The sequence below is a fragment of the Streptomyces sp. NBC_00028 genome, assembly GCF_045041065.1.
Lineage (GTDB): Bacteria > Actinomycetota > Actinomycetes > Streptomycetales > Streptomycetaceae > Streptomyces.
Map to the genome: position 1 here is coordinate 7904490 of NZ_CP108293.1, position 25798 is coordinate 7930287.

22 protein-coding genes and 1 tRNA gene are annotated in these 25798 nt (G+C 71.5%); 12 read left to right on the forward strand and 11 right to left on the reverse strand.

Features of this window, described 5'->3' with window-relative positions; all coding sequences use genetic code 11:
- Positions 1–48: 48 nt before the first annotated feature.
- Both OG885_RS35650 and OG885_RS35655 read left to right on the forward strand, forming a co-directional pair.
- The gene (locus OG885_RS35650; RefSeq protein WP_405738722.1) at positions 49–804 is read left to right on the forward strand and encodes a molybdopterin-dependent oxidoreductase; all 756 of its coding nucleotides are present in this window, start codon (positions 49–51) and stop codon (positions 802–804) included.
- Positions 788–1408, forward strand: coding sequence for a cytochrome b/b6 domain-containing protein (locus OG885_RS35655; protein WP_399957729.1), 621 nt, complete (start codon positions 788–790; stop codon positions 1406–1408). The genes OG885_RS35650 and OG885_RS35655 overlap by 17 nt, the downstream gene beginning before the upstream one ends.
- A 1110-nt stretch (positions 1409–2518) precedes the next feature.
- Here OG885_RS35655 and OG885_RS35660 read toward each other — a convergent pair.
- The gene (locus OG885_RS35660) at positions 2519–3916 is read right to left on the reverse strand and encodes a GntP family permease (RefSeq protein ID WP_405738724.1); all 1398 of its coding nucleotides are present in this window, start codon (positions 3914–3916) and stop codon (positions 2519–2521) included.
- 49 nt (positions 3917–3965) lie between these two features.
- Positions 3966–4472, reverse strand: coding sequence for a gluconokinase (locus tag OG885_RS35665; RefSeq protein ID WP_405738727.1), 507 nt, complete (start codon positions 4470–4472; stop codon positions 3966–3968).
- Positions 4473–4599: 127 nt separating this feature from the next.
- Here OG885_RS35665 and OG885_RS35670 point away from each other — a divergent pair, with 127 nt between their 5' ends.
- A complete protein-coding gene (locus OG885_RS35670; RefSeq protein WP_399957738.1) occupies positions 4600–5301 on the forward strand; it encodes a FadR/GntR family transcriptional regulator in 702 nt (233 codons plus the stop codon).
- A 6-nt stretch (positions 5302–5307) separates the two neighbouring features.
- Here the strand turns inward: OG885_RS35670 and OG885_RS35675 are convergent, their stop codons facing one another.
- The 5 genes from OG885_RS35675 to OG885_RS35695 form a co-directional block, all read right to left on the reverse strand.
- Positions 5308–5679, reverse strand: a complete 372-nt coding sequence (locus OG885_RS35675; protein WP_405738731.1) for a YchJ family protein — start codon at positions 5677–5679, stop codon at positions 5308–5310.
- 19 nt (positions 5680–5698) lie between these two features.
- Complete coding sequence (locus OG885_RS35680; RefSeq protein WP_405738734.1) at positions 5699–7042, reverse strand: M1 family metallopeptidase; 1344 nt, start codon at positions 7040–7042, stop codon at positions 5699–5701.
- A gap of 68 nt (positions 7043–7110) precedes the next feature.
- Positions 7111–10962 carry a Pls/PosA family non-ribosomal peptide synthetase gene (locus OG885_RS35685; RefSeq protein WP_405738737.1) on the reverse strand — a complete coding sequence of 1284 codons (3852 nt, stop codon included), beginning with the start codon at positions 10960–10962 and terminating at the stop codon, positions 7111–7113.
- 264 nt (positions 10963–11226) lie between these two features.
- The gene (locus OG885_RS35690) at positions 11227–12786 is read right to left on the reverse strand and encodes a polysaccharide lyase family 1 protein (RefSeq protein ID WP_405738740.1); all 1560 of its coding nucleotides are present in this window, start codon (positions 12784–12786) and stop codon (positions 11227–11229) included.
- Positions 12787–12944: 158 nt separating this feature from the next.
- Positions 12945–13032 (reverse strand) — tRNA-Leu (locus tag OG885_RS35695).
- 187 nt (positions 13033–13219) lie between these two features.
- On the opposite strand from OG885_RS35695, the gene OG885_RS35700 reads away from it, so the two are divergent.
- The 3 genes from OG885_RS35700 to OG885_RS35710 all read left to right on the forward strand — a co-directional run bounded on the left by OG885_RS35700 (position 13220) and on the right by OG885_RS35710 (position 15971).
- The gene (locus tag OG885_RS35700) at positions 13220–14545 is read left to right on the forward strand and encodes a M20/M25/M40 family metallo-hydrolase (RefSeq protein ID WP_059196582.1); all 1326 of its coding nucleotides are present in this window, start codon (positions 13220–13222) and stop codon (positions 14543–14545) included.
- Positions 14546–14689: 144 nt separating this feature from the next.
- Complete coding sequence (gene chpH, locus OG885_RS35705; RefSeq protein WP_399957754.1) at positions 14690–14923, forward strand: chaplin ChpH; 234 nt, start codon at positions 14690–14692, stop codon at positions 14921–14923.
- A 124-nt stretch (positions 14924–15047) separates the two neighbouring features.
- Positions 15048–15971, forward strand: a complete 924-nt coding sequence (locus OG885_RS35710) for a chaplin family protein (RefSeq protein WP_405738745.1) — start codon at positions 15048–15050, stop codon at positions 15969–15971.
- A gap of 66 nt (positions 15972–16037) precedes the next feature.
- On the opposite strand, the gene OG885_RS35715 is transcribed toward OG885_RS35710, so the two are convergent.
- Positions 16038–16226 (reverse strand): DUF5703 family protein, encoded by a 189-nt coding sequence (locus OG885_RS35715; protein ID WP_005485166.1) that lies wholly within the window; start codon positions 16224–16226, stop codon positions 16038–16040.
- A gap of 47 nt (positions 16227–16273) precedes the next feature.
- On the opposite strand from OG885_RS35715, the gene OG885_RS35720 reads away from it, so the two are divergent.
- Positions 16274–16936 (forward strand): hypothetical protein, encoded by a 663-nt coding sequence (locus tag OG885_RS35720; protein WP_405738747.1) that lies wholly within the window; start codon positions 16274–16276, stop codon positions 16934–16936.
- Positions 16937–17079: 143 nt separating this feature from the next.
- Here the strand turns inward: OG885_RS35720 and OG885_RS35725 are convergent, their stop codons facing one another.
- Complete coding sequence (locus OG885_RS35725) at positions 17080–19275, reverse strand: helix-hairpin-helix domain-containing protein (protein WP_405738750.1); 2196 nt, start codon at positions 19273–19275, stop codon at positions 17080–17082.
- A complete protein-coding gene (locus OG885_RS35730; protein WP_399957765.1) occupies positions 19272–20258 on the reverse strand; it encodes an aldo/keto reductase in 987 nt (328 codons plus the stop codon). The genes OG885_RS35725 and OG885_RS35730 overlap by 4 nt, the downstream gene beginning before the upstream one ends.
- A 177-nt stretch (positions 20259–20435) precedes the next feature.
- Here OG885_RS35730 and OG885_RS35735 point away from each other — a divergent pair, with 177 nt between their 5' ends.
- Positions 20436–21491, forward strand: coding sequence for an LLM class F420-dependent oxidoreductase (locus OG885_RS35735; RefSeq protein WP_405738753.1), 1056 nt, complete (start codon positions 20436–20438; stop codon positions 21489–21491).
- A 236-nt stretch (positions 21492–21727) separates the two neighbouring features.
- Positions 21728–22516, forward strand: coding sequence for a ferritin-like domain-containing protein (locus tag OG885_RS35740; RefSeq protein WP_405738756.1), 789 nt, complete (start codon positions 21728–21730; stop codon positions 22514–22516).
- A 10-nt stretch (positions 22517–22526) separates the two neighbouring features.
- Here the strand turns inward: OG885_RS35740 and corA are convergent, their stop codons facing one another.
- A complete protein-coding gene (gene corA / locus OG885_RS35745) occupies positions 22527–23525 on the reverse strand; it encodes a magnesium/cobalt transporter CorA (protein WP_405738758.1) in 999 nt (332 codons plus the stop codon).
- Positions 23526–23587: 62 nt separating this feature from the next.
- Here corA and OG885_RS35750 point away from each other — a divergent pair, with 62 nt between their 5' ends.
- The 3 genes from OG885_RS35750 (at position 23588) to OG885_RS35760 (ending at position 25713) form a co-directional block, all read left to right on the forward strand.
- Positions 23588–24274, forward strand: coding sequence for a histidine phosphatase family protein (locus OG885_RS35750; RefSeq protein WP_405738761.1), 687 nt, complete (start codon positions 23588–23590; stop codon positions 24272–24274).
- A 69-nt stretch (positions 24275–24343) separates the two neighbouring features.
- Positions 24344–24934, forward strand: coding sequence for a DUF3090 domain-containing protein (locus tag OG885_RS35755; protein WP_399957778.1), 591 nt, complete (start codon positions 24344–24346; stop codon positions 24932–24934).
- Complete coding sequence (locus OG885_RS35760; RefSeq protein ID WP_405738764.1) at positions 24898–25713, forward strand: SCO1664 family protein; 816 nt, start codon at positions 24898–24900, stop codon at positions 25711–25713. Before OG885_RS35755 ends, OG885_RS35760 begins: the two co-directional genes overlap by 37 nt.
- Positions 25714–25798 lie beyond the last annotated feature (85 nt).

Sequence of the window (25798 nt, forward strand, 5' to 3'; positions counted from 1 at the left end):
ACCCGCGAAACCTGGTCCGCCAGGGCTCGCGGGTGTTCGAATGACTACGTGAATCCCGAACAACCCGGGGCGGAGGGCCCGCACCCCCAGACGCCCGAGACGGCGGGCCGGCCCATCGGCCGCCGCGTCCTCCTCGGCACCCTCGGCCTGGGCGCCCTCGGCGTGGTCGCGGCGCCCACCCTCCAGCGCGGTCTGGAGGCCTTCCTCGGCAGCGCCGCCGACAAGGACCCCACCGGCCTCACGGGGCTGCTCCCCAACGGCGGCGGCTTCCGCTACTACTCGGTCGCCTCCTCCGTCCCCCACAAGAACGCCGCGAACTACCGCCTGAGGATCGACGGCCTCGTCGACCGCCCGGCCACCTACACCCTGAACGACCTGCGCGCGCTGCCGCAGACCCGGATGGTCAAGGACGTCCAGTGCGTCACCGGCTGGAGGGTCCCGGACACCCCGTTCGAGGGCGTACGCCTCTCCCATCTGCTCGACACCGCCGGAGTGCGGGCCGAGGGCACGGCGATCCGCTTCTCCTGCTTCGACGGCACCTACACCGAGAGCCTCACCCTCGACCAGGCCCGCCGCGCCGACGTCCTGGTCGCCCTGCGCATGCAGGACAAGGACATCGGCCACTCCCACGGCGGCCCGGTCCGCCTCTATGTGGCCCCCATGTACTTCTACAAGTCGGCCAAGTGGCTCTCCGGCATCACCGTCACCAAGGACGTGCAGCCCGGCTACTGGGAGGACCGCGGCTATGACGTCGACGCCTGGGTGGGCCGCTCGAACGGACGGGACGATGACCCTACGAGCTGACGCCCCGCCCGCGACGAGGATCCGCCGCTTCGGACCCGCGCAACGCTGGGTCCACCGCACGACGGCCGCCCTGATGGGCGTCTGCGTGGCCACCGCCGCCTGTCTCTACATCCCCGAGTTCGCCGAACTCGTCGGGCGCCGCGAACTCGTGGTCCGTATCCACGAGTGGGCGGGCCTCGCCCTGCCCGTCCCCGTCCTCGCGGGCCTCGTCTCCCGCGCCTTCCGCGCCGACCTCGGCTTCCTCAACCGCTTCGGCCCGCACGACCGCCGCTGGCTCCGCGCCGCCCTGCACCGCGACAAGCGCCCCTCGTCACGCCCCGCGGGCAAGTTCAACGCCGGGCAGAAGATCTACGCCTCCTGGATCGCCGGCGCCACCCTGGTCATGCTCGGCACGGGCCTGCTGATGTGGTTCACCCACCTGACCCCGATCCGCTGGCGCACCGGCGCGACCTTCGTCCACGACTGGCTGGCCCTGACCATCGGCATCGTCCTCGCGGGCCACATCGGCATGGCCCTCGGCGACCCGGAGGCCCGCCGCGGCCTGCGCACGGGCCTGGTCAGCAAGGAGTGGGCCGACCGGGAGCACTCCCTGTGGCGTCACTGACCCGCCCGGTGTCGCGGCCCCATCAGGCGCTACGACGGTGAAGGCGCCCTGCGCCCGCACCTCGACGCCCCCGAACTGAACGGCCACGTCGACGCTCCTGGGCAGCCCGCCCGGGTCGAGCGCGGGCACCACCACGTCCAGCACCATCCGGTCACCCTCCTGGGCGCCGAGTACCGGCGGCCCCTCCGGCAGCCGCCCGTCGATCAGCACCCGCCCGTCCCGCAGCAGTTCGGCGGGGTCGAAGTAGACGCCGGTCAGCTCGACGGCGACCGTCTCGCCGGGCCGCGTCTCGCCGTCACCGCCGGTGTCGACACCGGCCAGTCGGCAGGCGCAGGCGGGTGCCCCGGAGGAACGGGCATCCAGCCGCACGGCCGCGGCGGGGTGTCGCCGGTGGAAGTCCAGCAGACCGCCGAGGACGGCGTACGCGGCACGCCCCTTGCAGGTGGCGGCTCGCCCGGCGACGGCCGCGTACTCCTCGGCCGCCGTCTCCCAGCCGCCGCCCTTGCCCTGCACGGCCAGACAGGCGGAGGCCAGGCCGCGCAGCACCTGCCATTCGGCATCCGCCGACGCGGCCGGGATGCCGTCGAGGACGGTCCCGCATTCGGCTGGGGCGCGGAGCCGGTCGTAGACGCTCGACGGGTCCGAAGTGCCGTCGGTGTTCGGTGAGTTCGGGCCGGGCGGTAGCCACGGAGGGCTCTGGAGGGGCCGTATGCCGGGCGAAGGGGTGGGGGAGTGGCTGGAACTTCCGGTCCCGCGCGGACTGTCGGTGACGTGCGGGGTGCCCGCGTGGCCGTGGGGTGACGGGCGGGCCGGCGTGGGGGAGGGCAGGGGCGCGACCCCGCGTCCCGCGGGGGCGTCGCTCGACGGACCGGCGGTGACGGCCCCACCGCCTCCGTATCCCCGGTCCGGCGTGTCCCTCCCGTCCCCGGTGAAGGCCGCGGCGGCCACCGCGACCGCTCCCGCGATGAGCAGCCCCGAGACACGCACCCCCAGGGAAACCGCCATGACGCCCCCCGACGACGGTAGGCCCCTGGGGTCAGAACCCAGGGGCCTACCATCATCGGGCCACCGGCGGCCGCTGGGGAAGCCGGTGAGTGCGACGTCGTACCGCTAGATGATCAGCGAGAGCAGCAGGACCAGACCGCCCGCGACCACCGAGATGATCGTCTCCATGACGGACCAGGTCTTGAGGGTCTGGCCGACGCTCAGGCCGAAGTACTCCTTCACCAGCCAGAAGCCCGCGTCGTTGACATGGCTGAAGAAGAGCGAGCCGGCGCCGATGGCGAGGACGAGCAGAGCCGTGTGGGTCGTCGACATGTCGGCGGCGAGCGGGGCGACCAGACCGGCCGCGGAGACCGTGGCCACCGTCGCCGAACCGGTCGCGAGACGGATCGCGACGGCGATGAGCCAGGCCAGCAGCAGCGCCGGGATCGACCAGTCCTTGGAGATGTCGAGGATCATCGCGCCCACGCCGGTGTCGATCAGCGTCTGCTTGAAGCCGCCGCCCGCGCCGACGATGAGGAGGATGCCCGCGATGGGCGCGAGCCCCTTCTCCACCAGCGGCGTAAGACGGTCCCTGCCGAACCCGGCGGGACGCAGCAGCGTGAAGATGCCGACGATGACCGAGGCGAGCAGCGCGATCAGCGGGGAACCGATGACGTCGAAGACACGCTGCGTCGTGTTCTCGGGGTCGTCGATGACGATGTCGACGAGCGCCTTGGAGAGCATCAGCACGACCGGCAGGAGGATCGTCGCCAGCGTGGCGCCGAAGCCGGGACGCTTGTCCAGGTCCTCCGAGACGCGCTGCGGAATCATCTTGTCCGGGGCCGGGACGTCCACCCAGCGGGCCGCGTACCGGGAGAACAGCGGACCGGCGATGATCACCGTGGGGATCGCGACGAGGACGCCGAGCGCCAGCGTGACGCCCAGGTTCGCCTGGACCGCGTCGATCGCGACCAGAGGGCCGGGGTGCGGCGGGACCAGGCCGTGCATCACGGACAGACCGGCGAGGGCCGGGATGCCGATGCGCATGAGCGAGTAGTTGCCGCGCTTGGCGACCATCAGCACGACCGGGATCAGCAGGACGACGCCGACCTCGAAGAACAGCGGCAGACCGATCACCGAGGCGATGAGCACCATGGCCCACGGCATCGACCGGCCGCCCGCCTTGGCGAGGATCGTGTCGACGATCTGGTCGGCGCCCCCGGAGTCGGCGAGCATCTTGCCGAGGATCGCGCCCAGCGCGATCAGCACGCCCACACCGGCCACGGTGGTGCCGAGACCGGTGGTGAAACTGGCGATGGCCTTGTCGAGGGGCGCTCCGGCGAACGCGCCCAGCGCCAGCGACCCGATGGTCAGCGACAGGAACGCGTGGAGCTTGAACTGGGTGATGAGCAGGACGATGACGGCGATGCCCGCCAGGACGGCGATGCCCAGCTGAGCGTGACCGGCCGAGGTGATGGGCTCGACGGGGTCCGCTGCCAGCAACTCGACGCTGAGTCTGGTCACGGGGGTTTCCCTTGCAGGTACGGGGACGGGGGAGAGAGGCTGCGGGGGGTTACGGGAGTTCGCTCAGGGCCTTCGCGGCCCGGGCGGTGATCTCCTCGGGGCTGCCGGTGACGTCCACCACGACACCCGTCTCGTCGCCCTCCAGCGGCTGGAGGGTGGCGAACTGGGAGTCGAGCAGCGCGGTCGGCATGAAGTGCCCCTGCCGATGCGACATCCGGTCCTCGATGAGGGCGCGGTCGCCCGCGAGGTGCACGAAGACGAGCCCGGGAGCGGCGACGCGGAGCCGGTCGCGGTACGACCGCTTCAGCGCCGAGCAGCTGACCACCCCGCCGAGCCCCTCCCGCCCGTGCGCCCAGTCGCCGATGGCGTCCAGCCATGGCCACCGGTCGTCGTCGGTGAGCGGGGTGCCGGCCGACATCTTGGCGATGTTGGCCGACGGGTGGAAGTCGTCGCCCTCGGCGTAGGGGACGCCGAGACGCGCTGCGAGCAGGGGACCGATGGTGGTCTTGCCGGTGCCCGCGACGCCCATGACCACGACGACATGGGGGGTGTTCATCGCTGCCTACCTGTCTTCGTTGACGTGATGTCGACGCAACTGAAACTCATTAGGTACGACTAATCAAGAGTCTGTGACGAATAAGTCTGACTTTTTGAGCCCGTGATCCGCCGCGTACGCTGAGTGCATGAGCACACCGGGCCGGGGTCTGCACGGCCAAGTACTGGACACCCTCGGCCCCGCGATCACCGCGGGCGAGTACCCGCCGGGCAGCGTTCTGCGCACGGACGAACTGGCCAAGGAGTTCGAGGTCTCCCGCTCCGTCATGCGGGAGGCGGTCCGCGTCCTGGAGTCCATGCACCTGGTCGAGTCCCGCCGCCGCGTGGGCGTGACGGTCCGCGCCAAGTGCGAGTGGAACGTGTACGACCCGCAGGTCATCCGCTGGCGCCTGGCCGGCGCCGACCGCCCTCAGCAGCTGCGCTCGCTGACCGTCCTGCGCTCGGCGATCGAGCCGGTCGCGGCGGGCCTGGCCGCCAAGCACGCCACCGCGGAGCAGTGCGCCGAACTCACCGAGTCCGCCCTGGGCATGGTCGCCCACTCACGCGGCCACCAGCTGGAGGGCTATCTGCTCCACGACATGGCCTTCCACCGGGTGATCCTCACGGCCTCGGGCAACGAGATGTTCGCCCGCCTCGGCGACGTCGTCGCCGAGGTCCTGACCGGCCGCACCCACCACGAGGTCATGTTCGAGGACCCCGACCCGGCCGCGGTCACCCTGCACGTCCAGGTCGCGGAGGCGGTCCGCGAGGGCGACGCGGTCCGCGCGGAGACCCTGACCCGCGAGATCACGGTGGGCGCGCTCCAGGAACTGGACATCCTGGCGCCGTAGCGGGCGCTACGCGGGAAACTCCCCGTCGACATACACCCAGGCCCCGTCCACCCGCTCGAACCGGCTGCGCTCGTGCAGCGAGCCCCCGGCGTACGAGGCCCGGAACTCCACGGTCCCGGTGTGGTGGAAGGCGGACCCGTCACCCGTGCCCAGAATCTCCAGCCCCGTCCACCGCATCCCCGGATCGAGGTCGAGCCGCGCGGGCCTCGTCCGCGGATGCCACGTCCGCAGCAGATACCCCGCGTCCAGCCGCACGAAGGCGCAGTACCGGGACCGCATCAGCGCCTCGGCGGTCGGCGCGGCGGCACCGGAGTGGTACCGGCCGCAGCACTCGTCGTAGGGCTGGGGCAGGCCGCAGGGGCAGGTACGCGCGTTCATGGCCCCCATTCTCGCGGAACTAGCCGGCCGCCCGTGTCTCCGGCATCGGCAGCGCAGGCAGCTCCGCCCCGTACACCCACGCGTCGAAGACGTCGTCCAACGGCTCGGGCGCGAACCGCGCCACATGCGCGGTGAACGTCGTGGTCGTCACCGCCCCGCCCCGGTGCAGCCCCGCCCACCCGCGCAGCATCCGGAAGAAGGGCTCGTCGCCCATCGCGCAGCGCACCGCGTGCAGGGTCAGCCCGCCGCGCTCGTAGAGCCGGTCGTCGAACATCGACTTGCGGCCCGGGTCGGCCAGCCGCAGGTCCTGCGGCAACCCCGACAGCAACCGGTGTGCGGCGGCGGCGAGTTGCTGGGCGCTACGGCCGCCCGAGCGCTCCGACCACAGCCACTCCGCGTACTTCGCGAACCCCTCGTTGAGCCAGATGTGCCGCCAGTCGGCGATCGAGACACTGTTCCCGAACCACTGGTGCGCCAGCTCGTGCGCCACCAGCCGCTCCGAACCCCGCGCCCCGTCCACATGGTTGGCGCCGAAGAGCGACAACCCCTGTGCCTCCACGGGCACATCGAGCTCCTCCTCCGTCACCACCACCGCGTACTCGTCGAACGGGTACGGGCCGAACAGCTCCTGGAAGAGGTCCATCATCTGCGGCTGACGCGCGAAGTCCCGGGAGAACTCGGGGAGCAGCTGCGCCGGGATGTGCCCGTGCTGCGGCACCCCGCCCGGCCCCGGATCGCCCAGCAGCACCGTCTGGTACTTGCCGATCGCCAGCCCCACCAGATAACTCGACGTCGGCGCCGCCTGCTCGTACACCCAGGTCGTCGTGGAGGCACGGGTCGTACGGGTCAGCAGTCTGCCGCCCGCGACCACCGCGTACGCCGACGGTGTCGTGATCGAGATCTGGTACGACGCCTTGTCCGCCGGACGGTCGTTGCACGGGTACCAGGACGGCGCCCCGATCGGCTGGCTCGCCACCAGCGCCCCGTCCTCCAGCTCCTCCCAACCCAGGCCACCCCACGGGCTGTTGACCGGTCTGGGATTACCCGACCAGTGCACCTCCACGGTGAACGCCGCTCCCGGCCGCACCGCCTTGGCGGGGCGGACACGCAGCCTGCCGCCGCGGTGCGAGTAGTGCGGCTGCCGCCCGTCCACCCGCACCCGGCCGATCCTGAAGTCGGCGAGATTGAGCACGAACTCGGTGAGCGGCGAACGGCCCGCTATGGCGTTGATCCGGGCCGTCCCCGACAGCCGGTTCGGGCCCGGACGGTAGTCCAGCGCGAGCTCGTACCGGTGCACCCGGTACCGCGCGTCACCGTTGTCCGGGAAGTAGGGGTCGGACCCCGCCGCCTGCTGAACCGCCACTGCCTCTTCTGCTCCCTGCGCCGTACTGCCACTCAGAGTGTCGCCCACGGGCTCCGAGTGGCCCGCGCTCAGGGACGCCATGCCTCGATCGGATTGCCGAGCCAACGGGTGTCGTCGGGGACGGACTCCGCGGCCATGACGAGCGACGCGGGACCCAGGGTCGTACGGGCCCCGATCATGCTGCCGGGCAGCACGATCCCGCCAGGACCCAGCGTCGCGCCCTCACGGAGGACCACAGTATCCGTCCGCAAGATCCGGTCGTGGAAGAGGTGCGTCTGGAGCACACAGCCCCGGTTCACCGTCGCCGCGTCCTCCAGCGTCACCAGATCCGTCTCCGGCAGCCAGTAGCTCTCCACCCAGACACCCTTGCCGATCCGCGCCCCGAGCCCCCGCAGCCACGCCGTCATCAGCGGCGTCCCCGGCACCGAACCCGCCAGCCACGGCACCGCCACGACCTCGACGAACGTGTCCGCGAGCTCGTTGCGCCACACGAAGGAGCTCCACAGTGGATGCTCCCCGCTGCGATGCCGCCCCACGAGCAGCCACTTCGCGACGATCGACAGCAGCGCCGCCGCCGCGCCCGCCGTGAGCAGCACCAGGCCCGACAGGGCCCACGCCCACCCGTCCAGCACGCACAGGGCCGCCACCGTCAGCACCCCGATCGCCGCCGAGCAGAACACCGGCACGATCCGGCACAGCTCCACCAGGCCGCGCGCCCACAGCAGCCGCGCCGGCGGGTCGTACGTCCGGCTCTGGTCACCGTCGGCCGCACTGCGCGGCAGCCGCACCGGCGGCAGCCCCAGATAGGAGCTGCCCTTCTTCGCCTTCTTCGGCGTCGCCGACAGCACCCCCACCAGACCCCCGTCCGGCACGGACCGCCCCGGTGCGGTCATCCCCGAGTTCCCGAGGAACGCCCGCCGCCCGATCTCGGCCCGCCCGATCCGCATCCAGCCGCCACCCAGCTCGTACGGCGCGGTCAGCGTGTCGTCCGCCAGGAACGCCCCCTCACCGACCGTCGTCAGGCTCGGCAGCGCGAGCACGGTCGACACCTCGGCCCCGCGCCCGATCCGCATTCCGAGCAGCCGCAGCCACACCGGCGTGACCAGCCCGGCGTACAGCGGGAACAGTGTCTCCCGCGATCGGTCCATCAACTGCGTCACCGTCCACGCCTGCCACCCCACCCGGCTGTGCGTCGGATGCGTCCCCTCCCGCAGCCCGAGGCTCAGCAGCCGTACGGCGACCAGGATCAGCAGCGCGTACGCCGCCCCGAAGGCCAGCGTCGCCGGTACGAGCGCCAGCGCGGCCCCGCTGAGGGGCGCGTCCGGCGTGAAGAACACCCGGCCCACCAGGAACGCCGCCGCCCCCGCCAGCACCGGCAGCGCGCTCAGCCCGAAGCCCGTCACGCCGTACATCACCCGCCAGTGGGTGCCCTTGCGCGGCCGCTCCTTCGGCCAGTTCCGCTTGGCCTTGCCCAGCTTCACCGCGGGCGCGCCCGCCCACCGCTGGCCCGTCGGGATCTGCCCGGTCACCGCCGAACCCGGCGCCACCTCGGCCCGCTTGCCGACCCGCGCGCCCGGGAAGAGGATGCTCCGCGTCCCGACCACGGCGTGCGCGCCCACCTTGACCGCCCCGACCTCCAGCCGGTCGCCGTCCAGCCACCAGCCGCTGAGGTCCACCTCGGACTCCACGGCGGCGCCCCGGCCCAGCTTGAGCATGCCGGTCACCGGCGGCAGCGAGTGCAGATCGACGTCCGGGCCGATCCTGGCGCCGAGCGCCCGGGCGTACCGCTCCAGCCACGCGCCGGTCAGCCCGCTCGCCCCGCTGAACTCGGCCAGTCGCTCCGCGGTCCACAACCGGAGATGCACACTCCCGCCGCGCGCGTACCGCCCCGGTTTGAGCCCCCTGAGCAGCAGCCGTGCTCCGCCCGCGGCGATCGCGAGCCGCCCCGGCGGACTGAAGAGCACGAGTGCCAGGGCCCCGACCAGCCACCAGGGGGCCGTCGGCAGCCAGGTGTACGGCAGTACGTTGCCCAGCGCGGCCAGCACCACCGTCCAGCGAAGCCCCAGCAGAGTGAATAGCGGCACCAGCAACAGGAGTTGCAGCACCTTCGCGCGCGCCGGAACCGGCTCCACGAACCGCGTGCCGCCGTCGTCCTGCGCCGACTTCTCCAGGCGCCGGGCCAACTTCCGCAGCACCGGCTGCTGGTAGATGTCCAGGACGGCCGCGCTCGGGTAACGGGTGCGCAGCCGCGTGGTCAGCTGCGCGGCGGCGAGACTGCTGCCGCCGATCGCGAAGAAGTCGTCGGACGCGCCCGTGACCGGGATGCCGAGGACCTCCGCCCACTGCTCGGCGAGCCAGGCCTCGGTGCCGTACAACTGCTCGGCCGGACCGGCGGTCTCCAGATTCCTCAGCGGCCAGGGCAGGGCGTTGCGGTCCACCTTGCCGCTGGTCCGCGTCGGCAGCTCGTCGACCGGCGCGAGCAAGGGCACCAGCGCGGCGGGCAGTTCGGCGCGCAGCTTCTCCACGGCCGTCGTCTGGTCCCAGCCGTCCTGCGTGACGACATACCCGACGAGCAGCTGATTGCCGCTGCGCGCGGCCCGTACGGCGGCCGCGGCACCGGCGACACCCGGCAACGCCTGGAGCGCGGCGTCGACCTCACCGAGCTCGATCCGCCGCCCGCCCAGCTTGATCTGCTCGTCGGCCCGCCCAAGGAAGACCAGCCCCTCGGGTTCCGCCTGCACCAGATCCCCGCTGCGGTACGCGCGTTCCCAGCCGAGCGACTCCAGCGGCGCGTACTTCTCCGCGTCCTTCTCGGCGTCCAGATACCGCGCGAGCCCGACCCCGCCGATCACCAACTGCCCACTGGCGCCCATGGGAACGGGCTCCCCGGCCTCGTCGACGACCGCCAACTCCCAGCCGCGCAACGGCAGTCCGATGCGGATCGGCTCCTCGCCGGTCATCAGCGCGGCGCAGGCCACGACGGTCGCCTCGGTCGGCCCGTAGGTGTTCCACACCTCGCGCCCCTCGGTCACCAGCCGCTGCGTCAGCTCGGGCGGGCAGGCCTCACCGCCGAAGATCAGCAGCCGTACGTCGTTGAGGGTCTCCGGCTCCCACAGCGCGGCGAGCGTGGGCACCGTGGAGACGACCGTGATCTCCTGCTCGACCAACCAGGGCCCGAGGTCGGCTCCGCTCCTGACCTGCGCGCGCGGCACCGGCACCAGACAGGCCCCGTACCGCCACGCCAGCCACATCTCCTCGCAGGACGCGTCGAAGGCGACCGACAGGCCCGCCATGACCCTGTCACCCGGACCGATGGGCTCGTCGGTGAGGAACAGCGCCGCCTCGGCGTCCACGAACGCGGCGGCGCTGCGATGACTGACGGCGACACCCTTGGGCTTCCCGGTGGACCCGGAGGTGAAGATGATCCACGCGTCGTGCTCGACCCCGGGCCGCGCGGCGGGCGTCTCCCCGCGCCCGGTGACGGTCAGCTCGTGCCGGGCGCCGATGACGGCCCGTACCTCCGCCTCCCCGAACACCAGCTCGGCCCGCTCGTCGGGATCCTCGGCGTCCACCGGCACATAGGCGGCACCGGCGGCCAGTACGGCGAGAACGGCGACGTAGAGATCATTGGTACCCGACGGGACCCGTACCCCCACCCGGTCCCCGAGCCCGACCCCGGCCTCCGCGAGCCGGCGCCGCAGCCGCTCCACCTCGACGGCCAGCGCACGGTAGGTGAGGCAGGTCGTGCCGTCGTCCAGGGCGGGCTCGTCGGGACAGGCGCGCACCGACGCGTCGAAGATGTCGACGAGCGTGCGCGCAGAGGCCGCCGGGCCCCCGGAGAGACGTGCCGTGTCCCCGAACCGCTCGCGGATCTCCTCGTCGAGCAGGCCGAGAGCACTGCTCTCGTGAATGGCTGCCATCGGTCCTCGCGTCTCGAGCCGGAGAGCCCTCCGGGCGCTGGCGGGCCCGCAGGTCTGCCTGGGGTTGTCCGGGTCCAGCTCGTAACAAGCCGGAAATTTTAGTACGACGCTAGGTCCGGGCTCCTGGGGCAGCCACTGGAGAGGCCCGTCCGGGTGGGTACCCGAACGGGCCGCACACCGTCTGACCTGCGGAACCCGGCGGTGGACGAGACATGCCCCACATCACCCAAGAGCTCTGAGAACAGGCGGAGTTGGTGCTTTTGTTTACTGGGCGTACGTCTCGAATTCAGCGACCTGTGGGGTGCCGTTCGCGCTGCTGATCACGAAGGTGAGCTTCTTCAGCGAGGTCGAGGCGAAGGAGATCGTGCCCGCGCCCGTGCCCGAGGTCAGCACCGCGCCGGTGTCGCCGTTGAGGACCTGCCAGGAGCCGATGCGGCCGGCAGCGGCCGAGGTCTCCTTGATGACGGCCTTCGAGACGGTGGTGGCCGAGCCCCACTTGATGGAGACACTGCCGGTCGAGCCGCTCGGGGACCAGTAGGTGCTCGTGTCACCGTCACGGACGTTGCCGTAGCTGGTGCCGTCGGCCTTGCTGGAGCCGTCGGAGCCCGCGCCGATGCTGAGGTTGGTGCCGGTGGGCGCGGTGGCGGTCGCGGTGGGCGTCGCCGTGGGCGTCGTCGTGGCGGTCGGCGTCGCGGTGGGCGTCGGAGTCGTTGCCGTGCAGCTGCCGTCCGACACCGCGAGTCCCTTGCCCGCGCCCGCCGTCTTGGCCACGATCGCGGGGACGCAGGACGCCTGGTCCAGCGTGTAGGCGTACGGGATGCTCACCGAGGTGTTGGACACCGGGTTCGGGCCCGCCGGGTTGTTCTCGGCCCCGGGGGAGGACCAGGTCACGTTGTCGAAGACGTTGCCGCTGACCTGCCAGTACCCGGCGAGGTCGGTGTAGAAGGTGCCGAGGACGTCCTTGGAGTCCTCGAAGTAGTTGTTGTCCACCTTCGCCTTCGCGCCGGCCCGCGAGTTGATGCCGGACTCGTTCAGGCTCACGTATTGGTTGTTGTACATGTGCGCCGTGCCGCCGCGCAGCAGCGGCGCACGGGAGTCGATGTTCTCGTACAGGTTGTGGTGGAACGTGACATAGCTGCTGGAGAGATCACTGTCGCTGGAGTTGATCAGCCCGCCGCGGCCCGAGTTGCGCAGCGTGCTGTACGACAGCGTGACGTACTGGGTGTTGGCCTTCAGGTCGAACAGGCCGTCGTAGCCCTCCGATTCGCCGCCGGAGGCGAGGAGCGAGACGTGGTCGACCCAGACGTTGTGGACATCGCTCTCCATGCCGATGGCGTCACCGCCGTTGGAGGTGGGCGAGCCCGACTTCTTGACGTTCTGGACGGTCACGTTCTGGATGATGATGTTGCTGGACTCCCGGACATGGATGCCCAGTTGGTCGAAGACGGCACCGCTGCCCACGCCGACCAGCGTGACGTTGCTGATCTGCTTCAGCTCGATCACCCCGTCCGCGGTGTTGCAGCTGGCGCCGGAGACCTTGCTGGTGTTGGCGTGGTTGATGGTGCCCTCGACCTGGATGGTGATCGGGGTGCTGCTGCTGGCCCGGCCGCACAGGGCCTGGTGGATCTGGGTGCCGGTGGTGGCCTTGACGGTCGTCCCGCCCGCCCCGCCGGTGGTCCCGCCGTTCTGTGTCGCGTAGCCGGTGGCGCCCGGGGTGGCCGCGGAGGCCTCCGGCATCACCAAGGCCGTGCCGGCCGCGGCCACCAGGCCGAGTCCGGCCATCGCGGCGTACAGCTTCGGGGAACGTGCACGTGCTCGTCTCATCCGCTTCATCCCTGTTCGTCCCTGAAGGGGGGTGCTGGATGGTGCTGTGTGTCAGGGACTTGTCACCGCGGACGGCGCGGAGGTTGCCGACCTGGCGGCGGAGATTTCACGAATGTTGGGGGAAAAGCAAAAAACCCCTGATCAACAGGGGTTTCAGCTGGTGTCCGAGGGGGGACTTGAACCCCCACGCCCGATAAAGGGCACTAGCACCTCAAGCTAGCGCGTCTGCCATTCCGCCACCCGGACAAGGTGTCTGTCGTGCGGGGTTTCCCTCGCGGCGACAGAGGAAACATTACCAGGCTTTCGAGGTGCCCCGATCACCCCCTCGCTCCCGCGTGAACGGCGTGTGACGGGCCGGGTCCGGTCTTGGGGGAAGCCGGTCGGAGAGAGAGGATGAGGGGAACCACCAGCAGGTACAGCGGGAGGAAGCAGCGTGAGCGGGACGGACACGACCAGGCACGTCACCGGCGAGGACGAGGTCGTGGACCTCTGCCGCGAGCTGATCCAGATCGACACCAGCAACTACGGCGACCACTCGGGGCCGGGCGAGCGCAAGGCGGCCGAGTACGTCGCCGAGAAGCTCGCCGAGGTGGGCCTCGACCCGCAGATCTTCGAATCGCACCAGGGGCGGGCCTCCACGGTCGCCCGCATCGAGGGCGAGGACCCCTCCAAGCCCGCGCTGCTCATCCACGGCCACACCGACGTCGTACCGGCCAACGCGGCGGACTGGACCCACCACCCCTTCTCCGGTGAGGTCGCGGACGGGTGCGTGTGGGGCCGGGGCGCCGTCGACATGAAGGACATGGACGCGATGACCCTCGCGGTCGTCCGCGACCGGCTGCGCAGCGGACGCAAGCCCCCGCGCGACATCGTCCTCGCCTTCCTCGCCGACGAGGAGGCCGGCGGCACGTACGGCGCCCGGTACCTCGTGGACAAGCACCCCGACCTCTTCGAGGGCGTCACCGAGGCGATCGGGGAGGTCGGCGGGTTCTCCTTCACCGTCAACGAGAACCTGCGGCTCTATCTGGTCGAGACCGCCCAGAAGGGCATGCACTGGATGCGGCTCACCGTGGACGGCACCGCCGGCCACGGCTCGATGACCAACACCGACAACGCCATCACCGAGCTGTGCGAGGCCGTCGGCCGGCTCGGGCGGCACAAGTGGCCGGTGCGGGTCACCAAGACCGTGCGGTCCTTCCTCGACGAGCTCTCCGACGCCCTCGGCACCGAGCTCGACCCCGAGAACATGGACGAGACCCTCGCCAAGCTCGGCGGCATCGCCAAGATGGTCGGCGCGACGCTCCAGAACTCGGCGGCGCCGACCATGCTCGGCGCCGGCTACAAGGTCAACGTCATCCCCGGCCAGGCCACCGCCCACGTCGACGGCCGCTTCCTGCCCGGCTACGAGGAGGAGTTCCTCGCCGACCTCGACCGCATCCTCGGCCCGCGCGTGCGCCGCGAGGACGTGCACGGCGACAAGGCGCTGGAGACCGACTTCGACGGCCGGCTCGTCGACGCCATGCAGACCGCGCTGAGCGCCGAGGACCCGATCGCCAAGGCCGTGCCCTACATGCTCTCGGGCGGTACCGACGCCAAGTCCTTCGACGACCTCGGCATCCGCTGCTTCGGCTTCGCGCCGTTGCAGCTGCCGCCGGAGCTCGACTTCGCGGGCATGTTCCACGGCATCGACGAGCGGGTGCCCGTGGAGGGGCTGAAGTTCGGCGTGCGGGTGCTGGACCGTTTCATCGACGCGTCCTGAAAGTTGACGTTGCTTATCGGGCGCGCGTACGAGTGCGACTGAGAAGGGTGAATGCGCTCATAAGCTCGTAGCTCCATTACTCCCTCCTCGTTACAGGTGATGCGATCGGCAACACGAGATCGCTTTTGCCAACAAGGAGGAATAATGATCAAGAAGGTCGTCGCCGCTGCGGCTGCCACCGGTGGCCTCGTTCTCGCCGGCGCGGGCCTGGCTGTCGCCGACGCGGGTGCCCAGGGTGCTGCCGTGCACTCCCCGGGTGTCCTGTCCGGCAACGTCGTCCAGGTGCCCGTGCACATCCCGGTGAACGTGTGCGGCAACACGATCTCCGTGATCGGCGTGCTGAACCCCGCCTTCGGCAACACCTGCATCAACAAGTGACGCCGATCCACTGAGGGTCAATTTCACGTCCGTCGGCCTCGGAGCGCGCGCCATGCGCTCCGGGGCCGACCGGTCTTTTCACGAGGATCGCAGGTCGGAAACGAAGGCAGGGGGAATTCAGGAAATGCGACAGGTCACCCGCAAAGGCCTGATGACGGTGGCGGCCGCGACGGGCGTGATCGCCGCGGCCGGGGGCGCCGCCCACGCCGACTCGGGGGCGAGCGGCTCAGCGTCCCACTCACCCGGCGTGCTGTCGGGCAACACGGTGCAGGCGCCGGTGCACGCGCCGGTGAACGTGTGCGGCAACACGGTCGACGTCGTCGGGGTGCTCAACCCGGCGGCCGGCAACAAGTGCGCCAACCAGAGCGGCTCGTCCGGCTCCGGTGGGCACGGCTCCGGTGGGTACGGGGACTCCGGTGGGCACGGCGGACATGGGGGACACGGAGGCTCCGGGGGCGGCTCGTCGTCCGGCGGGCACGCCTCGGACTCGCCGGGCGTCGGCTCCGGCAACCATGTCGAGGCGCCGATCGACGTCCCGGTCAACGTCTGCGGCAACAGCGTCGACGTCATCGGGGTCGGCAACTCCACCACGGGCAACGAGTGCGGCAACGGTGGCGGCTACGGCGGTGATCACGGCGGTGGTCACGGGGGTGGCCACCCGGGCACGCCGCCCGGTGGCGGGGACCACCAGACGCCGTCTCCCGGCACCCCCGGAAACCCTGACGCCCCCGGGAACCCTGGCACGCCTGGGAACCCTGGCACGCCTGGCAATCCTGGTACGCCAGGCACTCCCGGTAATCCCGGAAACCCGGTGGAGCCGGGCCTGCCCGGCACCCCGGGCACGCCGCCCGCCACGGGTGTCGAGACGCCGGGAGGCGGGACCTCGGGCGGCAGCCACCCGGGGACCCAGACCGTCACCCAGCCCCTCGGCTCCGCCCAGCTCGCCCACACGGGCAGCGACCTTCCGCTGGGTCTCACCCTGCCGGTCGGCGCGGGCGCGCTGCTGGCGGGCGCGGTGCTCTACCGCAAGGCACGCGCCGCGGCGTGATGGATCACACACAGAACGGAGCGGGCCCCGCAGCTGCGGGGCCCGCTCCGTTTCCCTGGCCTCACCTCACCAAGTGGCACGCACCTGGCGGATGATCCTGCGGCGCAGCCGCACCCTGCGGCTTCCGTCACGCAGCAGGCTCAGGCGGTCCAACTCCCAGTGTCCGTACTCGGCATGGTCCGTCAGCAGACGTGTGGCGTCCTTGCGGGAGACCCCGCGCGGTACGTACACGTCGACAAATTCGTATTCCGGCATCGCATCTATTGTGCGGGCTGGGGCTCGGTACGGATAGCGTCTGCACTATGTCTGATGCTGTGCAGCCCACCGCTGCCGAGGTACGTGCCGCCGCCGAGGCGGTCAAGACCGCGCTCGACCGCCACCTGGCCGCGGTCGAACGCCGGTCGGGGGAGGACGACCAGGCCGTCTACGAGGCGTTCAACGAACTCGCCGCGGCCGCCGAGGTGTACGACGAGCTGCTCTACGACCGTTATGACGAGGTGACGCCCTTCGAGATCCCCGGCGCGGAGGAAGAACTGCCTCCGTACGCGGGCCCCGAGGAACCCAACGCGCTGAGCGTGCTGATCCGCCGTGACTACGCGGTCGCGGAGCCGCAGCGGCTGCTGGCGCAGGCCCAGCGCATCGAGGCGGCGGACTCCGACGCGGAGGCCTCCGGCACGGTGCACGGGGCGCTGGGCTTGCTGTTCGGTGAGTACGAGCCGGACGAGATCGCCTCGCGGCACAAGGAGTTCGGGCTTGAGGAGGGCGACTCCACGCTCTGGGTCACGGCGGCGGACGAAGCGGCCGATCCCGGGGAGTGGCTGGAGGAGCCGTTCGAGGGTGTGGATCCGCAGCAGGTGGTGTGCCGGTTCGATGTGAGCGCGGTCTTCGACGAGGAGATCGACGACGAGCTGGACGAGCTCGATACGGATCTGGACGAGGACGAGGATCTGGAGCGGCACGCATAGCCGAGGGCTGGCTTCAGCGGCGGCGGTCACGGGAGGTTCGGTTTCCGTGACCGCCGTCGGGTTTTGCACGGGTGCGCCGTGGAGGCTGTGGTGCGTGCGTGACTGCGGGGCGGTGGGGGCTTGTCGCGCAGTTCCCCGCGCCCCTAGGTCGGTTGGCCTGGTTGTGGGCTGAGAAGTACCGGGAGGCGGGTGGTGCGGGGCTTTGCCTCGATTTCTGTGACTGCCCTTGGGAGTGCCTGTTCCGCGCCGTGTACCACCGACAGGTGGCGGGAGGCTCTGCCGAAGGCGGTGTAGACCCAGGGGCGGGTGAGGGACTGGGCCGCGTCGCCCGGGAGGACCACGACCACCGCCGGCCAGCGGCCCGCCGCTGCCTGGTGTGCCGTGAGGGCCCAGCCGTGCCGCAGGGACTGTTCCACCCGGTCCTTGGGTACGACGATGTCCTCGCCCGCGCAGGTCAGATGCAGGCCCACGGCGTCGGCCTTCACCACCTGGCCCGGCACCGTGCGGCCCGGGGCGGGGGAGTAGGCGACGCGGTCGCCGGGGTCGAAGCCGCCGAAGCGGCCCGGGCCCGGGTTGAGGCGTTCCTTGAGAGCCGCGTTGAGGGTGCGGGTGCCCGCCGCTCCGCCGTGGCCCGGCGTGATGACCTGGGTGTCCTCCGGGGGGACGCCGATCGCCCGGGGCACGGAGTCGGCGACCAGCTGCACGGTCCGGTGCACGGCCTCGCCCGCGTCCCGCACCGGCACGATCACGATCTCCTTGCCGGGGGCCTCGACCTGGTTCAGCTCGCCGATGCCGATGCCGGAGACCAGCTCACCGAGCGGCCCGGGGTCGGGGAGCCGGGAGGCGACCTGGGGGCAGACCCGCGCGGCCAGCAGATCGGCGAAGACCCGGCCCGGACCCGCCGACCACAGCACCGTCGGATCCCCGGCCAGCAGCAGCCGCGCCCCGTCCGGCAACGACTCCGTGAGCAGCGCCGCCGTCTCCACGTCCAGCTGGGGTGCGTCCAGGACGACGAGGAGGTCCAGGTCCAGGGCGCCGTCGGTGTCCCGGCCGGGGCCCTCGGTGCCGGAGAGCAGGCCGCCGACCGTGACGACGCTGGTCCTCTCGGCCTCGGACACCAGGGCCGCGAAACGGTCACGCCCCAGGGAGCCGTGGGCCGCCGCCCAGGCGCGCAGGCCGAGCCGCTCCGCCGCCCGCAGCAGTGCCGCCGGCTCTGCCAGGGATGCCTCGCCGCCGGTGTGCAGGACCAGGCCGTGGCCCCCGACCGCGCGGATCAGCTCGCCGGCCGAACCGGGCGCTGAGGCGGCGGCGTGCTCCCAGTCCTCGGCCGAACCGTCCTGCTTCGGCGCCGAGTTGATCAGCCGGCCCAGGCCGTCGGCGAGGCTCTCCTCTGCCAGTGCGTACCGCTCCAGACCGACCAGGATCCGCACCGGCCGCTCCTCGTCCTCCCCTTCGGGCTCCGGGGCCCGGGGGTCGAGGGCGTCCTGGAAGATCAGGGCCTCGCCTTCCGCGAGGGTGTTCTGTACGGCGGCGTCGGCGTCCGGCACGCCCTGCTTGCCCAGCGCGGTGACGAGCGTGGGCAGTTCGAGCGCCGTGTGCCCGGCCAGCGCGGCCTGCTCCAGGAGCCAGACGGTCACGGCACGGCCGCGGCGCTCGTCGTCCGGGCCGCACTCGGCGCCGAGCAGTGCCCGCGCGAACCCGTCGGCCTGCTCCGGCCGTACGCCGGTGACGCGCAGCAACTGCCAGGGATCGGCGCGCAACTGCTCGGCCGCGCCCTCTCCGAGGCCGGCGGCGACCTGCGCGACGAGTGCTTCAGGGGCGCCGCCCTCGGTCAGTACGCTCCGCACGGACTCGACGGTCTGCTCGGCGGGGGCCGCGGGTGCGTCCGCCGCGACGGGCTGGGGGCGTCGCACGGGTTCCGGGGCGGGCCTGCGGGGGGCCGGGGGTTCGCTGAAGACCGCTGCCACGGGCTTGGCGCCGCTCTCCACCGCCCGTACGGCGGCGAGCAGATCGGCGGCTTTCCCGCTGAGCTTCGCTCCGGCCTCGACGGGCCCCTGCTTCTCGGCCTTGCGCCGCTCGATCCGCTCTCGTTCGAGCTTCTGCGCCGCGAGCTCGGCCTCGGCCTCGGACAGCTGGGGAGCGGTCTCGCCCTTACTGTCGGCAGGGGCCTCGCCCTCCTCGCCGACGGCCTCGGGTCCGTCCCCGGTGGCCTCGTCGGACCCGGGTTCCTCCTGCGTGACCTCGTCGGCCTCGCCCTCGGTGGCCTCGGCCCGTGGGGGCGCGGTCGAGGTGTCCTCCCCGGTCGGTGTCTCCTCCGTGGGCCCCGGCTCCGTGCTCACAGCGTGCTCCAGTCGTGATCGGGATAGCGGTGCACGGGCGCCGACACATCGTCGAGCGCCCGGCAGATCTCGTCAGGAAGACTAAGGGCCTCCACTGACAATGCCGCCGTGAGCTGCTGCGCGTTGCGCGCGCCGACGATCGGCGCGGTCACCCCGGGCCGGTCGCGGACCCAGGCGAGGGCCACCTGGAGCGGGGTCACCGCGAGCCCGTCGGCCGCGGTCTGCACGGCGTCCACGATGCGGCTCGCCGTGTCGTCGAGGTACGGCTCGACGAACGGCGCCAGATGTTCGGAGGCGCCCCGTGAGTCGAAGGGCGTGGCGTCCCCCCGGTACTTGCCCGTCAACACCCCCCGGCCCAGCGGGGAGGAGGGCAGCAGGCCGATGCCCAGGTCCAGCGCGGCCGGCAGCACCTCGCGCTCCACGCCCCGTTGGAGCAGGGAGTACTCCAGCTGCGTGGCGGCCAGCCGGGTCCGGGTGCCCGGTGCCGCCAGTTGCCAGGTCGCGGCCTTGGCGAGCTGCCAGCCGCAGAAGTTGGAGACGGCGGCATAGCGCGCCCGCCCGCTGCCGACCGCCAGGTCGAGCGCCTGGAGGGTCTCCTCCAGCGGGGTGTCGGGGTCATGGGCGTGGACGTGCCACACGTCGACGTAGTCCGTGCCGAGCCGGGCCAGCGAGGCGTCGAGCGCGGAGAGCAGATGCCCCCGCGAGCCGTCGACGCGGCGGTCCGGGTCCGGGACGCTGCCCGCCTTGGTGGAGATGACCAGGTCCCGGCGCGGGACCAGCCCTTCTATGAGGCGTCCGAGCAGATACTCCGCCTCCCCGTCGCCGTACACGTCCGCCGTGTCGACGAGGCTGCCGCCGGCTTCCCAGAACGTCTTCAAGAGGTCCGCGGCGTCGTGCTCGTCGGTGTCCCTGCCCCACGTGAGGGTGCCGAGTCCGATACGGGACACACGCAGGCCGGTGCGGCCGAGATGCCTCTGCTCCATGAGCGCCGACATTACTGGCCTGAACCAGTGGTGTGGGGGCCTGTGGACAACCAGTTTCCCTGATCGCCACGGGCGTTGTTGTGGGCGGAAGAACACGACCGCGAACTGCCCCGATCCATGACCCCGCGCTAAGGTCAGCCCACAAGGGACGTTACTGATCGGTAAGGGGAATCGGCCATGCAGCTCGGCATCAACCTCGGTTACTGGGGCGCCGGAATGGACGCGGACAATCTCGCCGTCGCCCAGGAGGCCGACCGCCTCGGCTACGCCGTCTGCTGGGCCGCCGAGGCCTACGGCTCCGACGCGCCCACCGTGCTCAGCTGGGTCGCGGCGCAGACCGAGCGCATCGACGTCGGCTCGGCCATCTTCCAGATCCCGGCCCGCCAGCCGGCCATGACCGCGATGACCGCCGCCACCCTCGACTCGCTCTCCGGCGGCCGCTTCCGCCTCGGCCTCGGCGTCTCGGGCCCGCAGGTCTCCGAGGGCTGGTACGGCGTCAAGTTCGACAAGCCGCTGGCCCGCACGCGTGAGTACGTCGACATCGTGCGCAAGGCGATGACCCGCGAGCGGCTGTCGTACGAGGGCGCGCACTGGACGCTGCCGCTGCCCGGCGGCCCGGGCAAGCCCCTCAAGCTGACCGTGCACCCGGAGCGCGAGCACATCCCGCTCTACATCGCCGCGATCGGCCCCAAGAACCTGGAGCAGACCGGTGAGATCGCCGACGGCGCCCTGCTGATCTTCCCCTCCGCCGCGCACCTGGAGGAGACGACGATCAAATACCTGCGGGCCGGGCGGGAGAAGGCGGGCAAGACCCTCGAGGGCTTCGACGTCCACCCGACGGTGCCGCTCGCCCTGGGCGAGGACAAGGACGTGGCGGCTCTCGCCGACACCTTCCGCCCCTACACCGCGCTGTACGTCGGTGGTATGGGCAGCGCCAAGCAGAACTTCTACAACCAGCTCGCCCAGCGCATGGGCTTCGAGGCGGCCGCCGCCGAGGTCCAGGAGAAGTACCTGGCAGGCGACAAGCAGGGCGCCGCGGCCGCGATCCCGCACGACCTGATCGACCAGACGACGCTGCTCGGCTCCGTGGACCGCATCGCGGACCGGATGAAGGAGTACGCCGCCGCCGGTGTCACCTCGATGAGCCTCGCCCCCGCGGGCTTCACGCTCGACGAGCGGATCGCCGCCCTCCGCGCCGGGGCCGAGGCCCTGGAGTTGGCCGGGCTCGCGTAACACGGGCATCAGGAGGCCGGAAAGTTTCTGCGGCCGTGGTGGGGGCTCGGGGGTCTTCCCCGCCACGGCCGTCACGCAGAACAACGCGCGCGCGCCCGCCGGGTTACGCCCCCGACGTGACCCTGTGGGTCCTCCTTTTGGCGGAGTTGTCCGACACAGCTGTTGCAGCACCCCTCTCGCCGCATTTGACTCGTTCTTTGCGGAGTGCCGCGGAGCCCCGCAGAGAGGTGCCCACGATGCTTTCGGCCAAGAGTCTGTTCACCGAGATCCTCGACAACGACGATTCCTTCCGGCTGTTCTGTTCCATCGCCGCCAGCGGCGAGTCGCAGGGCGGCTGGGAGAACGCCCGCATCGCCGCGCTCGTCCCGGAGAGCGAGCGCGACCTCGCCCCCAAGATCACCCGGCACGGCGCCGACGAGGACAAACACGGCCGGATCTTCAACGCCCTGATGAAGAAGCGCGGCCTCGAACCCGCCCCGGTGCCCCCCGAGACCGACTACACGATGCTCCTGGAGCAGCACGGCATCGGTCTCGCCCACGACAAGCTCAAGGCCGACCAGCCGCTGACCGTGCGGGACATCGTCACCTACCTCGCCCACAGCCGCGTCACCGAGCAGCGCGCCTCCGAGCAGATGGAGCTGCTGCGCAAGCACTTCGCCGACCACCCCGAACTCGGCCGCGCGGTGAAGATGATCTCCAGCGACGAGGACAACCACCTCGCCTACTGCCACGAGGAGTTGCTGCGCTTCGCGCGCGCGGGCCACGGCCGGGACATCCAGCGCGTCCTCAGGGAGTGCGCCCTCGCCGAGATCCGCGTCTACCGGGACGTCAGCCTCGCCGTCATGGCTCACATGGGCCGCATCCTGGGCTGGTCCAGGGCCAGGGCGGCGGTCCTCGCCGCGGGCATCCACGCCGTGTACGCCTACGAACGGGCCGTCGGCTGGCGCCGGATGGTGTCCTTGAACATGCCCGAACGACGCGACGCCCTAGGCGGCCCGGCCACCGCGGCCCCCGAGTTCGCCTGACCCCGGTGGCCTAGAGCCAGCCCCGGCGTTTGAACGTCCGGTACAGCAGGATCTCCAGGGCGGCCATCAGCGCGATCACCGCCGGATACGACCACACCCAGTGCAGTTCCGGCATGTGGTCGAAATTCATGCCGTAGATCCCCGCGATCATCGTGGGGATCGCGGCCATGGCCGCCCACGCGGAGATCTTCCGCATGTCGTCGTTCTGCCGGACGCTCATCTGCGCCAGATGCGCCGACAGGATGTCCGACACCAGCCGGTCCAGGCCCTCCACGGACTCGTTCACACGCGTGAGGTGGTCGTTGACGTCCCGGAAGAAGGGCCGCGCCTTCTCGCTGACGAACGGCACCGAGCCGCCGAACTGGCCGACCCCCGCCAGCCGGGTCAGCGGCAGCGCCAGTGGGCCCGTGGCCCGGCGGAACTCCAGGATCTGCCGCTTGAAGGTGTAGATCCGCGACGCCGTGTGCCGCGAGCCGCCGCCCCCGTCCGGCGAGAACACCTCCGTCTCCAGCTCCTCCAGGTCCGTCTGGAGCTCGGTCGCGACCTCCACGTAGTGGTCGACGACGGCGTCCGAGACCGCGTAGAGCACCGCGGTGGGGCCCTTGTGCAGCATGTCGGGCTCCTGCTCCAGACGGCGTCGTACGGCCTTCAGCGGGGCGCCCTCGCCGTGCCGGACGGTCACCACGAAGGAATCGCCGAGGAACAGCATGACCTCACCGCTCGACACCCGGTCGCTCTTGGGCTCGTACACCACCGGCTTCAGGACGAGGAACAGCGAGTCGTCGTAGACCTCCAGCTTGGGCCGCTGATGAGCCTTCAGGGCGTCCTCGACGGCCAGCGGGTGCAGCCCGAACTCCTCGGTGACGAGAGCGAACTCCCGCTCCGACGGCTCGTGCAGCCCGATCCAGACGAACCCGCCCGCGGCCCGCGCCTCGGCGAGGGCGTCGGACAGGTCGTCGGGTCCCTCGGTGCGGTGCCCATCGCGATAGACGGCACAGTCCACGATCACGGTGCGTATTCTCCCGTCACTCGCCCGCCGGCGCACACGCGCGTGCGCCTACCCTGGGCCGCATGCCCACGCTGATCCTCGTCCGGCACGGACGATCCACCGCCAACACCGAGGGACTGCTCGCCGGGTGGACACCCGGTGTCGCCCTGGACGAGCGCGGCCGGACGCAGGCCGCCGCGCTGCCCCAGCGGCTCGCCGCGCTGCCCCTCGCCGAGATCGTCAGCAGCCCCCTCCAGCGCTGCCAGGAGACCCTCCAGCCCCTCCTGGACGCCCGGCCCGGACTCACCGCGCACACCGACGAGCGGATCGGGGAATGCCATTACGGCGACTGGTCCGGCCGCAAGCTCGCCGAGCTCAGCGGCGAACCCCTGATGGAGGTCGTCCAGGCCCACCCCTCGGCGGCCGCGTTCCCCGGCGGCGAGTCGATGCGCGCGATGCAGACCCGCGCCGCCGAAGCCGTACGGGAGTGGAACGCGCGCGTGGAGCGCGACCACGGCGCCGACGCCGTCTACCTCATGTGCTCGCACGGCGACATCATCAAGTCGCTCGTCGCGGACGCGCTCGGACTTCATCTCGACCTCTTCCAGCGGATCTCCGTCGAACCGTGTTCCATCACCGCGATCCGTTACACCCGTCTGCGCCCCTTTCTCGTACGCCTCGGCGACACCGGTGATTTCGCGTCCCTGGCGCCGCGCGAGGTGCCCCCGTCGGACGACGCCCCGGTCGGGGGTGGTGCGGGCGCACCGTGATCGTCGGGCGCAGTAGGGTGAAGCGGTCGCAAGCGCGGCGCACCCATCCACGACTCCAGGAGACAGGACGTGTCCCGTCAGGTGTTCCTCTACGACCCCCCGGACCGCTTCGTGGCCGGTACGGTCGGGCTGCCCGGACGCCGTACGTTCTTCCTCCAGGCCACTTCCGGCTCCCGGGTGACCAGTGTGGCCCTGGAGAAGACCCAGGTCGCCGCCCTCGCCGAACGCATGGACGAACTGCTCGACGAGGTCGTGCGGCGCAGCGGCGGCAACGCCTCCGTGCCGGCCATGGCGCCCACCGAGATCTCCGACACCGCCCCGCTGGACGCCCCCGTCGAGGAGGAGTTCCGCGTCGGCACCATGGCGCTGGCCTGGGACGGTGAGGAACAGCGCATGATCGTCGAGGCCCAGGCCCTCGTGGAGCTCGACGCGGACTCAGAGGAGGACCTCGCCGAGGCCGAGGAACGCCTCCTCCAGGACGAGGAGAACGGCCCCCCGATGCTGCGGGTCCGGCTCACCGGCGTACAGGCCAGGGCCTTCGCCAAGCGGGCCCTGGACGTCGTCAACGCCGGACGGCCGCCCTGCCCGCTGTGCAGTCTCCCGCTCGACCCGGAAGGACACGTATGTCCGCGCCAGAACGGATACCGCCGCGGAGCGTGACCACGGCAGAACTGCTCACCCTCGGTGAGCTGACGGTGCGCGGACAGATCCGGGACGCCTCCAACGCGGTGCTGTACTGCTCCGTGGCGCACGACGGCCAGGAGGCCCTCTGCGTCTACAAGCCCGTCCGCGGCGAGCGCCCCCTGTGGGACTTCCCGGACGGCACCCTCGCCCAGCGCGAGGTCGCCGCCTACGAGGTGTCCGAGGCGACCGGCTGGGACCTCGTACCGCCCACCGTGCTGCGCGACGGGCCCTACGGCGAGGGCATGGTCCAGCTGTGGATCGAGGGCGCGCCCGGCGCCGAGCTGCTCGCCCTGGTCGACGGCGAGGAACCCGAGCCCGGCTGGAAGGCCATCGGCTTCGCCGAGGTCGACGAAGGCAGGACCGCGCTCCTCGTGCACGCCGACGACGAACGGCTGCGGCGGCTCGCCGTCCTCGACGCCGTCATCAACAACGCGGACCGCAAGGGCGGCCATCTGCTGCCCGCGGGCGACCGCCTCTACGGCATCGACCACGGAGTCACCTTCAACGTCGACAACAAGCTCCGCACCCTCCTGTGGGGCTGGGCGGGCGAGCCCCTGACGGGGGAGGCGGTCGACGTCCTCAAGGGCCTCAAGGAGGCGCTCGGCGCCGAGGGAGCCCTGGCCGCGCGTCTCGCCGTACTCATCACCCCCGCCGAACTCGACGCCACGCGCGCGCGGGTCGACGACCTGCTCGCCACCGGCAAGCACCCGGAGCCCAGCGGGGAGTGGCCGGCCATTCCCTGGCCGCCCGTCTAGGGCCTGTCCGGCCCTGGCAGCACACTGGACGGCAGTCCACAAGAACGCCTTACCGGCCATCTGGCCCGGTCCGGTTCGTATACGG

Excerpts from the sequence above, each read along its gene's own strand:
- OG885_RS35655 (WP_399957729.1), top strand. The coding sequence starts at position 788 with ATGACCCTACGAGCTGACGCCCCGCCCGCGACGAGGATCCGCCGCTTC.
- OG885_RS35665 (WP_405738727.1), bottom strand. The coding sequence starts at position 4,472 with ATGAACACCCCCCATGTCGTCGTGGTCATGGGCGTCGCGGGCACCGGC.
- OG885_RS35670 (WP_399957738.1), top strand. The coding sequence starts at position 4,600 with ATGAGCACACCGGGCCGGGGTCTGCACGGCCAAGTACTGGACACCCTC.
- OG885_RS35675 (WP_405738731.1), bottom strand. The coding sequence starts at position 5,679 with ATGAACGCGCGTACCTGCCCCTGCGGCCTGCCCCAGCCCTACGACGAG.
- OG885_RS35685 (WP_405738737.1), bottom strand. The coding sequence starts at position 10,962 with ATGGCAGCCATTCACGAGAGCAGTGCTCTCGGCCTGCTCGACGAGGAG.
- OG885_RS35690 (WP_405738740.1), bottom strand. The coding sequence starts at position 12,786 with ATGAGACGAGCACGTGCACGTTCCCCGAAGCTGTACGCCGCGATGGCC.
- chpH (WP_399957754.1), top strand. The coding sequence starts at position 14,690 with ATGATCAAGAAGGTCGTCGCCGCTGCGGCTGCCACCGGTGGCCTCGTT.
- OG885_RS35710 (WP_405738745.1), top strand. The coding sequence starts at position 15,048 with ATGCGACAGGTCACCCGCAAAGGCCTGATGACGGTGGCGGCCGCGACG.
- OG885_RS35715 (WP_005485166.1), bottom strand. The coding sequence starts at position 16,226 with ATGCCGGAATACGAATTTGTCGACGTGTACGTACCGCGCGGGGTCTCC.
- OG885_RS35720 (WP_405738747.1), top strand. The coding sequence starts at position 16,274 with ATGTCTGATGCTGTGCAGCCCACCGCTGCCGAGGTACGTGCCGCCGCC.
- OG885_RS35730 (WP_399957765.1), bottom strand. The coding sequence starts at position 20,258 with ATGGAGCAGAGGCATCTCGGCCGCACCGGCCTGCGTGTGTCCCGTATC.
- OG885_RS35735 (WP_405738753.1), top strand. The coding sequence starts at position 20,436 with ATGCAGCTCGGCATCAACCTCGGTTACTGGGGCGCCGGAATGGACGCG.
- OG885_RS35740 (WP_405738756.1), top strand. The coding sequence starts at position 21,728 with ATGCTTTCGGCCAAGAGTCTGTTCACCGAGATCCTCGACAACGACGAT.
- OG885_RS35750 (WP_405738761.1), top strand. The coding sequence starts at position 23,588 with ATGCCCACGCTGATCCTCGTCCGGCACGGACGATCCACCGCCAACACC.
- OG885_RS35760 (WP_405738764.1), top strand. The coding sequence starts at position 24,898 with ATGTCCGCGCCAGAACGGATACCGCCGCGGAGCGTGACCACGGCAGAA.